Genomic DNA, 11844 nt, shown 5'->3' with positions numbered 1-11844 from the left:
CAGAAAGCACAAAGCCCGCGCAGTGCGCGGGCTTGACTCAACGGCCGAAGCCGTGAGGGATTACAGCGAACGGATGTTCGATGCTTGCAGACCCTTGGGGCCTTGCTTGACTTCGAACTCGACCTGGGCGCCTTCGGCCAAGGTGCGGAAGCCGCCGTTGTTCTTGATTTCGCTGTGGTGGGCGAACAAGTCCTTGCTGCCGTCGGCCGGCGTGATGAAGCCGAAGCCCTTGCCGTCGTCAAACCATTTGACGGTGCCGGTTTGCATGGTGCTCATGAGAGATTTCCTTGGTGTTATGAACAATTTGCCCGCAGCCCGAGCGGCTGCGGCAAAACACAACACTCAAGATCAGACGGAACGGGCATCTCGGCCAACGCTACCGCCAGCCGAATCGAGGATTGTAGCGGTTCAGGCGGCCCGCAGGGCTTGAACTGCGATGACCTTGCCACGGGCACGCGATCCGCCTTCGATGCGGCTTTCCTCGAAGACCTCGCAAGCGCAGTCGCGGCAGGCGCCGCAAGCCGTCGCAACGCGCAGGTCGTCCTGCAGCGCCTCGAAATTCGCGCAGCCGCTGGAGGCGGCAATCGCAATGTCGCGATCAGAGACTCGGTGGCAGACACAAACAATCATGGGACGGAATTTTAATGCGAATCGATCTCATTTGCAAAAAGAGCGGTTTTGCGCAGGGGCTTTCGCTGGAGATACTTCGGTTCAATTTCACGATTCGGAGTACGCCATGAAAGGCGACGCACAAGTTCTCGTCCACCTGAACGCCCAGCTCAAGCTGGAGCTGACCGCCATCAACCAGTACTTCCTGCATGCCCGCATGCTGAAGAACTGGGGCCTGATGAAGATGGCCAAGCACGAGTACGAGGAGTCCATCGAGGAGATGAAGCACGCCGACAAGCTCATCGAGCGCGTGCTGACGCTCGACGGCCTGCCCAACCTGCAGGACCTCGGCAAGCTCTACATCGGCGAGGACGCCGTCGAGACGATGCGCTGCGACCTGATCATCGAAAAGGCCTCGCACGTCCACCTGAAGGAAGCCGTCGCCTACTGCGAGCAGGTGCGCGACTACGTCTCCCGCGAGCTGTTCGTGCAGATCCTCGACGACACCGAGGAGCACATCGACCACCTCGAAACCCAGATCGAGCTGGTCGCCACCGTCGGCGAGCAGAACTATCTGCAGTCGCAGATGGGCGACGCGAGCTGAGGGCCTTCACCCTCGCACCAAGCCGCCTCTTGCAGGCGGCTTTTTTCTTGCGTCAGAGAAAGCGTTCCAGCAAGCGCTTGGAATGCCTGTCCAGCGCCCAGCGGTCTGGCACCTGCAGCTGCACGCCGTGGTTGGACGTGATCAGCAGCCGACCTTCCTCCAGGCGGCGGATGTCTTCCTCACTCTTCAGCACGAAATCGATCTCGCCGCGGTCGGTCTCGATGCGCCAGGTGCTGGGCGTCGCGAAGGTATTGACCGAGATCAGCCGCTGCAGCGTCGGGTGAAACTCCCGCGCGGCCAGCTCGGCTTCGAGCAGGCCGCGTGGGCCCTCGGGCAGCTCGGACAAACGCGGGATCCAGGCCAGCTCATGGCCATGAACGCCGACCAGTGACACGCCCTCATCGGGTGCCGAGATCGGATGCGCCCGCACCGGCGTCACGCCGACATGCGAGTCGCCGTTGAGGTCCGTCAGCACCAGCCGGCCGAAGGCGTCCAGCTGCAGGTCACGGAAGGGCAATGCGGGCATTCAGGTCTCCACTTCGGTGGCGATCAGGTCGAGCTCGACCGCCGCATTCTTGGGCAACTGCAACACGCCGACCGTGGTGCGCGTGTGCGCGCCAGCCGGACCGAGCACGCGCCACAGCAGGTCCGACGCGCCGTCGGCCACCTCGCTGTGTTGGGTGAAGTCGGCACCGCAATGCACATAGACGGTCATCCGCAGCACGGCCTTCAACCGGGCCAGACTGCCCAGTTCCTGGCGCAGCAGCGTCAGTGCCCGCAGCACGCAGATGGCCGCGCCGCGCCGGGCGCGCTCCAGGCTGACCTCGGCGCCGACGACACCGGTGACGGCCACATGGTCGCCGATGCGCGGGATCTGGCCACTCAGGTAGAGCGTTCGGCCGTCACGCACCAGCGAGGTGTAGCGCCCGCCGATCTGGATCCCCAGGGCAGGGTCGAAGCCGTGCTCGGCCGCGGCAGCGGCCAGTTCGAGATCACGATCAGATGCAGTCATGTCAGTCGTCCTGTTCTGGGGCCGAGCGCCGGGCCGCCCCCAAGCCGGCCCGCCGGGCGATGTGTCCGTCGGACAAAAGGCTCCATCTCAAGCATCAGCGGTATGGGCGCTGGGGTTGGGGGCGACGACCATCAGGCCCGCGTTTTCGGCCTCCTCGGCATCGACGCGGCGGGCTTGCGCTTCCCACAGCCGCCAGTAGTGGCCTTGCTTGGCGATCAACTCATCCTCGCCGCGGTCCATGACGACGAGGCGGTCGGCCTTGCGCAGCGTGGACAGGCGGTGGGCGATGGCGATGGTGGTGCGGCCCTTCACGAGGTTGTCCAGCGCGCGCTGGATTTCCTTCTCCGTCTCGGTGTCGACGGCCGACGTGGCCTCGTCGAGGATCAGGATGGCCGGGTCGATCAGCAGCGCGCGGGCAATCGAGATGCGCTGGCGCTCACCACCCGACAGGCCCTGGCCGCGCTCGCCCACCAGGCTGTCGTAGCCATGCGGCAGGCGCAGGATGAACTCGTGCGCATGGGCCGCGCGCGCGGCGGCGACGATCTCGTCGCGCGTCGCCTCGGGCTTGCCGTAGGCGATGTTCTCGGCGATGGTGCCAAAGAACAGGAAAGGCTCCTGCAGCACGAGGCCGATGTGGCGGCGGTAGTCGGTCACCTTGATGCGGCGCAGGTCCACGCCGTCGACCTTGATAGCGCCCTCGGTCACGTCGTAGAACCGGCAGATCAGGTTCACCAGCGTGCTCTTGCCCGAGCCGCTGTGGCCCACCAGGCCCACCATCTCGCCGGGGCGGATGTCGAGGTTGAGGTTGCGCACCACCGAGCGCGAGCCGTAGCGGAAGTTCAGGCCCTGCATGGAGATCGCACCGGTGACGTTCTCGAACGGCTGCGGGTTCACCGGGTCAGGCACGTTGGAGACGTGGTCGAGGATGTCGAAGATGCGCTTGGCACCCGCCGCGGCCTTCTGCGTGACGGAGACGATGCGGCTCATCGAATCCAGCCGGCCGTAGAAGCGGCCGATGTAGGCCAGGAAGGCCGTCAGCGTGCCCACCGTGATGCTCTGGTGCGAGATCAGCCAGATGCCCACGCCCCAGACGACGAGCAGGCCCATTTCGGTCAGCAGCGAGACGGTCGGCCCGAACAGGCTCCAGGTCTTGTTGAGGCGGTCGTTCACGGCCAGGTTCTTCGCGTTGGCCTCCCGGAAGCGCTGTGCCTCGCGCTTTTCCTGGGCAAAAGCCTTGACGACGCGGATGCCCGGGATGGTGTCGGCCAGGATGTTGGTGACCTCGCCCCACACACGGTCGATCTTCTCGAAGCCGGTGCGCAACCGGTCGCGCACCAGGTGGATCATCCAGGCGATGAAGGGCAGCGGCACCAGGGTGGCCAGCGCCAGGCCGGGGTGGATGTTGAACAGGATCACCGAGATCATGATGAGCATCAGCACATCGGTGATGAAGTCCAGCGCGTGCAGGCTCAGGAACACGCTGATGCGGTCGGTCTCGGAGCCGATGCGCGACATCAGATCACCGGTGCGCTTGTTGCCGAAGTACTCGAGCGACAGGCCGAGCAGGTGTTCGAAGGTCGCCGTGCGCAGATCGGCTGCGATGCGCTCGGACACCAAGGCCAGCAGATAGGTCTTGGCCCAGCCCAGCAGCCACGAGAACAACGCCGCTCCCAGCAAGCCGCCCAGCAGCGACCCGACCAGCATGGTGTCGATCGACTGGCCGTTCTGGAACGGGATCAGCACCCGGTCCATCAGCGGCATGCTCAGGTAGGGCGCCACCAGCGTCGCGCCAATCGAGCCGAGCATGAGTGAGAAGCCCAGCAAGAGCTGGCCCTGGTAGGGCCGCGCAAAGCGCCACAGCCGCAGCAGCACCCAGGTGCTGGGCGGCTTGCTGGCTTCGCCGAAATCAAAGGCCGAGTCCTCGCCGTCGTCCTCCACCTCGGCCGGCACCTGGCCCGACAGGCGCAGAACCTCGCGGTCGAAGGCATCCACCAGGCGCACGGCCGCCGGGTTTCCGGCCAGCGTGAAGCGCCAGCGCGCCAGGCGCTGCCGGGCGTCGAACAGCTCCATGAAGGCCAGGCCGCCGTGGTCGCTCAGGCGCAGGCTCTGGCCCGGGGCCAGAGCCTGCTCGGCCCAACTGCCGGCGGCCGGGTCGAAAGCCAGCAAGCGTGAATTCGTCAGCGCAATCAACCCTTCGGCAAAACGGGCTTGCGCGTCCAGGTCAACCTCCAGCGTGGCCACCACGTTCTCGCCAGCAAGGAGTCGCCCCTGCAGGGCGGCCATTTGAGGATGCGGCGCTATGGTGGGAGGAAGGTCTTGCATGTTGTTGTTTGTTCCGACGGGCTGTCGCGATTCTGTCTGATGAGTTCGGCGCACAATTCCACGCGCTTGGCACCCGCACAACCCCCTCACTCCACAAGCTGCATGAGCCAGAAGAACGACATCCGCCTGCTGCGCATCAATTACCTGCGCGGGCCCAACATGTGGACCTACCGGCCGGTGCTGGAGGTCTGGCTGGACCTCGGCGAGCTGGAAGACCACCCCAGCCACCTGCTCCCCGGCTTCAACGACCGCCTGACGACCGCCCTGCCCGCACTCATCGAGCATCACTGCGGCGTCGGCGAGCGCGGCGGTTTCCTGGAGCGGCTGCGCGAAGGCACCTGGTGCGGCCATGTGCTGGAGCACATCGTCATCGAGCTGCTGAACCTGGCCGGCATGCCCACCGGCTTCGGCCAGACGCGCTCCACCAGCCAGCGGGGCGTCTACCGCATGGTGTTCCGGGCCCGTGACGAGCAGGTGGCCCGCGCGGCGCTGGCCGAGGGCCACGCGTTGATCATGGCCGTCATCAACGACCAGCCCTTCGACGTGCCCGCCGCCGTGGCGCGTGTGCGTGACAAGCTGGACGACTGCTACCTGGGGCCCTCGACCGCAGCCATCGTTGCGGCCGCCACGGATCGCCGCATCCCGCACATCCGCCTGAACGACGGCAACCTCGTGCAGCTGGGCCACGGCGCGCGCCAGCGCCGCATCTGGACGGCCGAGACCGACATGACCAGCGCCATCGCCGAGGGCATCGCCGGCGACAAGGACCTGACCAAGACGCTGCTCAAGGCCGTCGGCGTGCCGGTGCCCAGCGGCCAGGAGGTCAAGACCGCCGCCGCCGCCTGGGCTGCCGCGCAGGACCTGGGCCTGCCCGTGGTCATCAAGCCCAGCGACGGCAACCACGGCCGTGGTGTGACGCTGGACATCGCCAACGAGGCCGACTGCGAGGCCGCCTTCAAGCTGGCCGACGCCGAGGGCTCGTCGGTGCTGGTGGAAAGCTACATCCGCGGCAACGAGCACCGTGTGCTCGTCGTCGGCGGCCAGGTCGTGGCAGCCGCGCGCGGCGAGGTGGCCTGGGTGCATGGCGACGGCCAGCACACGGTTGCCGAGCTGGTCGACATGCAGATCAACACCGACCCGCGCCGCGGCCTGACCGAGGATTTCCCGCTCAACCGCATCCAGCTGGGCGACGACGCCGTCGTGCTGCTGGATCTGCAGCGCCAGGGTTTCACGCCCGAGTCCGTGCCGCCGGCTGGCAAGTCCGTGCTGATCCAGCGCAACGGCAATGTCGCCATCGACTGCACGCCCGACGTCCACCCCGAGGTCGCCCACGCCGTGTCGCTGGCCGCCCGCACCGTGGGGCTGGACATCGCCGGCGTCGACCTCGTCACCGAGGACATCTCCAAGCCGCTGAGCGAAACCGGCGGCGCCATCGTCGAGGTGAACGCCGGCCCGGGCCTGCTGATGCACCTGAAGCCCGCCGGTGGCGCGCCCCAGCCCGTCGGCCAGGCCATCATCGACCACCTGTTCGCAGAAGACGAGTCGGGCCGCATCCCCATCGTCGGCGTGGCCGGCTCGCGCGGGGGCCACCAGATCTCGCGCCTCGTCGCCTGGCTGCTGCACCTGAACGGCCGCCACGTCGGCCTGGCCTGCCGCGACGGCCTGTTCCTCGGCACCCGCCGTGTCGAGAAGAAGAACAGCGCCCGCTGGGACGCCGCCCACCGCCTGCTGATGAACCGCGGCGTCAATGCCGTCGTCGTCGAGAACGACCCGGCCTCCATCCTGCGCGACGGCCTGGCCTACGACCGTTGCCATGTCGGCGTCGTCACCGACCTGGACGGCATCGAGGCGCTGGCCGAATTCGACGTGCAGGACGTGGACCAGCTCTACAAGGTGCTGCGCACCCAGATCGACGTCGTGCTCAGCGACGGCGCCAGCGTGCTGCACGCGGCCCACCCGCGCCTGGTCGACATGGCCGAGCTCAGCGACGGCGAGGTGCTCCTGTACGCCGAGGACGGCAGCCTCGACGCCATCCAGCACCACCGCGACCGCGGCGGCCGTGCCGTGTTCCTGCGCGGCGGTGCCGCCGTGCTGGCCCAGGGGCCGGCCGAGACACCCGGCGCCAATATCGAGGCCCTGCTGCGCCGCTTCGGCAGTGCTGAACCCGGCGCCGCCGAAGCCTCGACGCTGCTCGCCGCCGTTGCCGCCGCCTGGGCCCTGGGCATCTCACCCGAGTTGATCGCCGCAGGCCTCGACACCTTCGTGCCCAACTTGCACCTCGCTTAAACCAGAAAACGACTCATGGACGTTTCCCGCACCCGCGCGCTGCGTGGCCCCAACATGTGGAGCCGCCACACGGCCATCGAGGCCATCGTGCATTGCAACGAGTCCGAGCGCTCGCTCGAACGCCTGCCCGGCTTCGAGCCACGGCTGCGCCAGCTCTTCCCCACCGTCGGTGAGCTGCGCGCGGACGCGTCGCTGGCCCAGGTGCTGGAGCAGGCCACGCTGGCCCTGCAGGCCCAGGCCGGCTGCCCGGTCACCTTCAGCCAGACGCACGTCACGCCCGAGGCCGGCACCTACCAGCTCGTCATCGAGTACAGCGAGGAAGACGTCGGCCGCCTGGCCTTCGAGCAGGCCTTGAAGCTGGTGCTGGCGGCGCTGAACGGCGGTGAATTCGATGCCGACGCCGTGCTCGCCGCCCTGCGCGAGCTGGACGAAGACATCCGCCTCGGCCCCTCGACCGGCTCCATCGTCAACGCGGCCATCGCTCGCGGCATCCCCTACCGCCGCCTCACGCAAGGCAGCCTCGTGCAGTTCGGCTGGGGCGCCAAGCAGCGCCGTATCTGGGCCGCCGAGGTGGACGCGACCAGCGCCGTCAGCGAATCCATCGCGCAGGACAAAGATCTCTGCAAGCGCCTGCTGCAGGCCGCTGGCGTGCCGGTGCCCACAGGGCGGCCGGTCGATTCGGTCGACGACGCCTGGGCTGTCGCCCAGGACATCGGCCTGCCCGTCGTCGTGAAGCCGCAGGACGGCAACCAGGGCAAGGGCGTCACCGTCAACGTGACGACGCGCGAGGGCATCGAGGCAGCCTACAAGGCGGCGGACGAGATCGGCCCCGTCATGGTCGAGAAGTTCCTGCCCGGCTCCGACTACCGCCTGCTCGTCATCGGCGACAAGCTCATCGCCGCCGCCCGCCGCGACCCGCCGCACGTCATCGGCGACGGCACGCACACGGTCAAGGAGCTGGTCGACAAGGTCAACGCCGACCCGCGCCGCGGCGATGGCCACGCCACCTCTCTCACCAAGATTCGCTTCGACGACATCGCCGTCGCGCGGCTGGTCCAGCAAGGCCTGGCGCCCGAGTCCGTGCCCGAGAAGGGCCAGCGCGTCATCCTGCGCAACAACGCCAACCTGTCCACCGGCGGCACCGCCACCGACGTGACGGACGACGTGCACCCCGAGGTGGCGGCACGCGCCATCGCTGCGGCTCAGGTCGTCGGTCTGCATGTCTGCGGCGTCGACGTGGTGGCCGAGAGCGTGCTGCGCCCGCTCGAAGAGATCAGCGGCGGCATCGTCGAGGTGAACGCCGCGCCGGGCCTGCGCATGCATCTGAGCCCCAGCTTCGGCAAGGGCCGCAACGTCGGCGAAGGCATCATCGGCCACCTGTTCGGCAGCGGCACCAAGGCCGAGGACGGCCGCATCCCGGTCGTGGCCGTCACTGGCACCAACGGCAAGACGACGGTCACGCGCCTCATCGCGCACATGTTCGCCAGCTGCGGCCTGAAGGTCGGCATGACGAACACCGACGGCGTCTATGTCGACGGCCGCCAGATCGACAGCGGCGACTGCTCCGGCCCCAAGAGCGCCCGCAATGTGCTGATGCACCCGGACGTGGAAGCTGCCGTGCTGGAGACCGCCCGCGGCGGCATCCTGCGCGAAGGCCTGGGTTTCGACCGCTGCCAGGTGGCCGTCGTCACCAACGTCGGCGCGGGCGACCACCTCGGCATGAACTTCCTGCACACGGCGGAAGACCTCGTGCTGGTGAAGCGCGTCATCGTGCAGAACGTGGCGCCCAACGGCTACGCGGTGCTGAACGCGACCGATCCGCTGACGGCGCAGATGGCCTCCATCTGCCCCGGCCAGGTCATCTACTTCGCGGCCGACCGTCACCACCCGCTGATGGCCACGCACCGCGCCCAGGGCAAGCGCTGCGTCTACGTGGATGGCGACCAGCTCGTGGCCGCGCAAGGCGTGTGGCGCGAGAGCATCCCGCTGCGCGACGTGCCGCTGACACGCGGCGGCCTGATCGGCTTCCAGGTCGAGAACGCGATGGCTGCCGTGGCAGCCGCCTGGGCCGTGGGCCTGGACTGGGACACCATCCGCCGCGGCGTCGGCAGCTTTGCCAATGACGCCGACAACGCGCCGGGCCGCTTCAACGTCATGGACTACCGCGGCGCCACCGTCATCGCCGACTACGGGCACAACGGCGACGCGATGAAGGCCCTGGTGGGCGCCGTGGCGGCACTGCCGGCCAAGACGCGCAGCGTCGTCATCAGCGGCGCCGGTGACCGCCGCGACGAGGACATCCGCGTGCAGACCGAGATCCTCGGCGGCGCCTTCGACGAGGTCATCCTCTACGAAGACGCCTGCCAACGTGGCCGCGCGGCCGGCGAGGTGGTGGCGCTGCTGCGCGCAGGCCTGGAGGGCGCGTCGCGCACCAAGCAAATCGAGGAAATCATCGGCGAGTTCAAGGCCATCGACCGGGCGCTGGAGCGCCTGCAGCCGGGCGACCTCTGCCTGGTGCTGGTGGACCAGGTGGAAGAGGCGCTGGCCCATCTGGCCAAGCGCATCGCGGAAGGCTGAGCCCGGACGCAAGGCACCCGGTGGGCGGCTTGGCGCGGCTAGCGGTAGCGCGCCAGCAGCCGGCTCAGCTCGCCTTCGCTGACCATGCCCTGGATGGCGGCGTTCAAGGCCGCCAACCCGACCGGGCTGCTCGCCGACAGCGCGCACTGCGCCTGCACTTCGGAGACCACCAGCGGCGGGTGCAGCGCCAGCTTGAAGTGGCCGATGCGCTGCTGGTACTCCAGCACGCGCCGGCCGGTCAGCGCGTGCTGCACGCGGCCGAGCACCAGCTTCTGCAGGTTGGCCAGCGCATCGGGTGCGTCGTCGCGCATGAAGCCCGAGCGCAGCATGTCGGCCATCTCGGGGTAGACGTAACCCCGCACCGTGCCCACCGGCTGGCCCGCCAGCGCCGTCAGCCCGGCGGGCGCCGGCACCGTGGTGGCGCTGATGAGCAAGGCCTGATCAGGAATGAAGGGCCGGCTCCAGGCAAAGGCTCCGGGCAGCCAGTCGCTCTGGTAGTCGCACAGCAGATCGCCCTCGCCCCGCTGCAGGGCCTCGGCCAGGCGCTTGCGTGGCACCGGCTTAGCAACGAGCCCACGGCCCAGGCGCCGGGCCAGGGCCTGGCCAATGTCCAGGTGCAGGCCTTCGACGACGCGGTCGTCCTCGATGCGGGCCTGCGGCATCAGTGCGCTGCTCTCCACCAGCATCACCAGCGGGCGGGCCGGCTGGGCGCTGGCGAGCGGGCACAGCAGCAGCGCGGCCACGCCGCCCACCATCCCTCGCCCCCAACGACGCCAAGCCCTCTTCATGGGAGGCATCATGCCGCGCCAGCCAATTCCGAGAGAGGCAAGGGCTGATCGGCGACGGCCTGAATGTGATCGGCGCACGAAAACGCGTGGCGCCTGTGCGCCGCAGCGCGAGGGGCCCCGCTAGACTGGGCCGTCATCCTTCCCAGGCCCACCCGATGAAGTCCCGCCTGCTGCTCACCGCACTCGCCCTGGCCCTGGTGGCCCCGCTGGCGCAAGCCCAGGCCGCCAAGCCCAGCACCGCGCTGCCCGGCACGGCGCCGGTGGCGGTCGACGACCTGCTTTACAAGGCGCTGGGCGGCAAGGAGGCCATCCAGGCCTTCACCAACGACTTCTACGACCGCATGCTGAAGGACGCGCGCATCGCGCGCTACTTCGACGGCATCAACATGACCCACCTCAAGGGCGTGCTGGCCGACTACTTCTGCGTCGTCGCCGGTGGCCCCTGCGTCTATGACGGCGTGAGCATGAAAGACGCGCATACCCATCTCGGCATCGACCGCGCCGCCTTCAACGCACTGGTCGAGAACCTGCAGCTGGCGATGGACGCCGCCGGCGTGCCCTTCGCGACGCAGAACCAGCTGCTGGCGCGCATGGCCTTCTTCCACCGCGACATCATCACGAAGTGAAGCCCCCAGGCCGCCCGGCCCATCACCGCGACGGGGGCTTCCAGAACAACGACGGCGACTTCGAGCCCCGGTCACTGGCCGATGTGCTGCGCTGGCGCTGGACCGCGACCCGCCAGGGCCTGCCGCCGCGGCCGCTGGCCGCCATCCCGACTCAGCCGGCCGACCTCGGCTTCATCCACGCCAACGCCGGCACGTCCCAGCAGCCGGCCGTCACCTGGATCGGACACGCCACCGTGCTGGCCCAACTGGGCGGCCTGAACGTGCTGACCGACCCGATCTTCTCGGCGCGCGCTTCGCCGCTGCCCTTTGCCGGGCCGAAGCGCGAGCAACCGCCCGGCGTCGCCCTGCACGAGCTGCCGGCCATCGACGCCGTGCTCGTCTCCCACAACCATTACGACCATCTCGACCTGCCCTCCTGCCGGGCGCTCAGCAAGCGCCCCGGCGGCGGCCCGCTCTTCGTCGTGCCGCTGGGGCTGAAAGCCTGGTTTGAGGCGCGTGGCATCGCCAAAGTCGTCGAGCTGGACTGGTGGCAGTCCCACACGCTGGCCGGCATGGAGATCGTGCTCGTGCCTGCCCAGCACTGGTCGGCGCGCGGCCTGAACGACCGCATGAAGACGCTGTGGGGCGGCTTCGCCGTCTTCGCGCCTGACTGCCAGCTCTTCTTCGCCGGCGACACCGGCTACTCCCGCGACTTCGCCGCCATCCGCGAACGCTTCTCCGCCCGCCAGCAAGCCGGCGGCTTCGACATCGCGCTGATTCCCATCGGCGCCTACGAGCCGCGCTGGTTCATGAAGGAGCAGCACGTCAACGTCGAGGAGGCGCTGAAGATCCACGCCGATCTCGGCGCGACGCGCTCGCTGGGCGTGCACTGGGGCACCTTCGAGCTGACCGACGAAGCGCTGGACGAGCCGCTACGCCAGCTCGTCCGGCAACGCGACGCCGGGGGCCTGGCCGAGGACGACTTCTTCACGCTGGCCATCGGCGAGACGCGGCGCATTCCTCGCCGCGACTAGGGCAGGG

General features: G+C 68.6%; 11 protein-coding genes. 5 read left to right on the top strand and 6 right to left on the bottom strand.

The features are described from left to right. Positions 1–60: 60 nt before the first annotated feature. Together AC07V5_RS08555 and AC07V5_RS08550 are read right to left on the bottom strand one after the other, a co-directional pair. Positions 61–267: a cold-shock protein gene (locus AC07V5_RS08555; RefSeq protein WP_056875433.1), complete on the bottom strand. Its 207-nt coding sequence runs from the start codon at positions 265–267 to the stop codon at positions 61–63. A 141-nt stretch (positions 268–408) separates the two neighbouring features. Then, the gene (locus AC07V5_RS08550; RefSeq protein WP_495115217.1) at positions 409–630 is read right to left on the bottom strand and encodes a (2Fe-2S)-binding protein; all 222 of its coding nucleotides are present in this window, start codon (positions 628–630) and stop codon (positions 409–411) included. 106 nt (positions 631–736) lie between these two features. Here AC07V5_RS08550 and bfr point away from each other — a divergent pair, with 106 nt between their 5' ends. Next, the gene (gene bfr / locus AC07V5_RS08545) at positions 737–1213 is read left to right on the top strand and encodes a bacterioferritin (protein ID WP_495115216.1); all 477 of its coding nucleotides are present in this window, start codon (positions 737–739) and stop codon (positions 1211–1213) included. A gap of 52 nt (positions 1214–1265) precedes the next feature. On the opposite strand, the gene AC07V5_RS08540 is transcribed toward bfr, so the two are convergent. From AC07V5_RS08540 to AC07V5_RS08530, 3 genes are all read right to left on the bottom strand, one after another. Then, positions 1266–1739 carry a cyanophycin metabolism-associated DUF1854 family protein gene (locus AC07V5_RS08540; RefSeq protein WP_495115215.1) on the bottom strand — a complete coding sequence of 158 codons (474 nt, stop codon included), beginning with the start codon at positions 1737–1739 and terminating at the stop codon, positions 1266–1268. Beyond that, positions 1740–2225, bottom strand: a complete 486-nt coding sequence (locus AC07V5_RS08535; protein ID WP_495115214.1) for a RidA family protein — start codon at positions 2223–2225, stop codon at positions 1740–1742. It lies immediately after the preceding gene. 87 nt (positions 2226–2312) lie between these two features. Next, complete coding sequence (locus AC07V5_RS08530; RefSeq protein WP_495115213.1) at positions 2313–4547, bottom strand: cyanophycin metabolism-associated ABC transporter; 2235 nt, start codon at positions 4545–4547, stop codon at positions 2313–2315. Between the two features lie 102 nt (positions 4548–4649). Between AC07V5_RS08530 and AC07V5_RS08525 the strand changes: the two genes are divergently transcribed. Next, the gene (locus AC07V5_RS08525) at positions 4650–6833 is read left to right on the top strand and encodes a cyanophycin synthetase (RefSeq protein ID WP_495115212.1); all 2184 of its coding nucleotides are present in this window, start codon (positions 4650–4652) and stop codon (positions 6831–6833) included. A gap of 15 nt (positions 6834–6848) precedes the next feature. Continuing rightward, a complete protein-coding gene (gene cphA, locus AC07V5_RS08520; protein WP_495115211.1) occupies positions 6849–9410 on the top strand; it encodes a cyanophycin synthetase in 2562 nt (853 codons plus the stop codon). Between the two features lie 38 nt (positions 9411–9448). On the opposite strand, the gene AC07V5_RS08515 is transcribed toward cphA, so the two are convergent. After that, the gene (locus AC07V5_RS08515) at positions 9449–10198 is read right to left on the bottom strand and encodes a substrate-binding periplasmic protein (RefSeq protein WP_495115210.1); all 750 of its coding nucleotides are present in this window, start codon (positions 10196–10198) and stop codon (positions 9449–9451) included. Positions 10199–10353: 155 nt separating this feature from the next. On the opposite strand from AC07V5_RS08515, the gene AC07V5_RS08510 reads away from it, so the two are divergent. After that, positions 10354–10824, top strand: a complete 471-nt coding sequence (locus AC07V5_RS08510) for a group I truncated hemoglobin (RefSeq protein WP_495115209.1) — start codon at positions 10354–10356, stop codon at positions 10822–10824. Beyond that, complete coding sequence (locus tag AC07V5_RS08505; RefSeq protein ID WP_495115208.1) at positions 10821–11837, top strand: MBL fold metallo-hydrolase; 1017 nt, start codon at positions 10821–10823, stop codon at positions 11835–11837. The genes AC07V5_RS08510 and AC07V5_RS08505 overlap by 4 nt, the downstream gene beginning before the upstream one ends. Positions 11838–11844: the final 7 nt, after the last annotated feature.

Source organism: Roseateles sp. GW821-FHT02E12 (genome assembly GCF_059421665.1).
This window is presented reverse-complemented; position numbering and strand designations above follow the sequence as displayed.

Excerpts from the sequence above, each read along its gene's own strand:
- AC07V5_RS08555 (WP_056875433.1), bottom strand. The coding sequence starts at position 267 with ATGCAAACCGGCACCGTCAAATGGTTTGACGACGGCAAGGGCTTCGGC.
- AC07V5_RS08550 (WP_495115217.1), bottom strand. The coding sequence starts at position 630 with ATGATTGTTTGTGTCTGCCACCGAGTCTCTGATCGCGACATTGCGATT.
- bfr (WP_495115216.1), top strand. The coding sequence starts at position 737 with ATGAAAGGCGACGCACAAGTTCTCGTCCACCTGAACGCCCAGCTCAAG.
- AC07V5_RS08540 (WP_495115215.1), bottom strand. The coding sequence starts at position 1,739 with ATGCCCGCATTGCCCTTCCGTGACCTGCAGCTGGACGCCTTCGGCCGG.
- AC07V5_RS08535 (WP_495115214.1), bottom strand. The coding sequence starts at position 2,225 with ATGACTGCATCTGATCGTGATCTCGAACTGGCCGCTGCCGCGGCCGAG.
- AC07V5_RS08530 (WP_495115213.1), bottom strand. The coding sequence starts at position 4,547 with ATGCAAGACCTTCCTCCCACCATAGCGCCGCATCCTCAAATGGCCGCC.
- AC07V5_RS08525 (WP_495115212.1), top strand. The coding sequence starts at position 4,650 with ATGAGCCAGAAGAACGACATCCGCCTGCTGCGCATCAATTACCTGCGC.
- cphA (WP_495115211.1), top strand. The coding sequence starts at position 6,849 with ATGGACGTTTCCCGCACCCGCGCGCTGCGTGGCCCCAACATGTGGAGC.
- AC07V5_RS08515 (WP_495115210.1), bottom strand. The coding sequence starts at position 10,198 with ATGAAGAGGGCTTGGCGTCGTTGGGGGCGAGGGATGGTGGGCGGCGTG.
- AC07V5_RS08510 (WP_495115209.1), top strand. The coding sequence starts at position 10,354 with ATGAAGTCCCGCCTGCTGCTCACCGCACTCGCCCTGGCCCTGGTGGCC.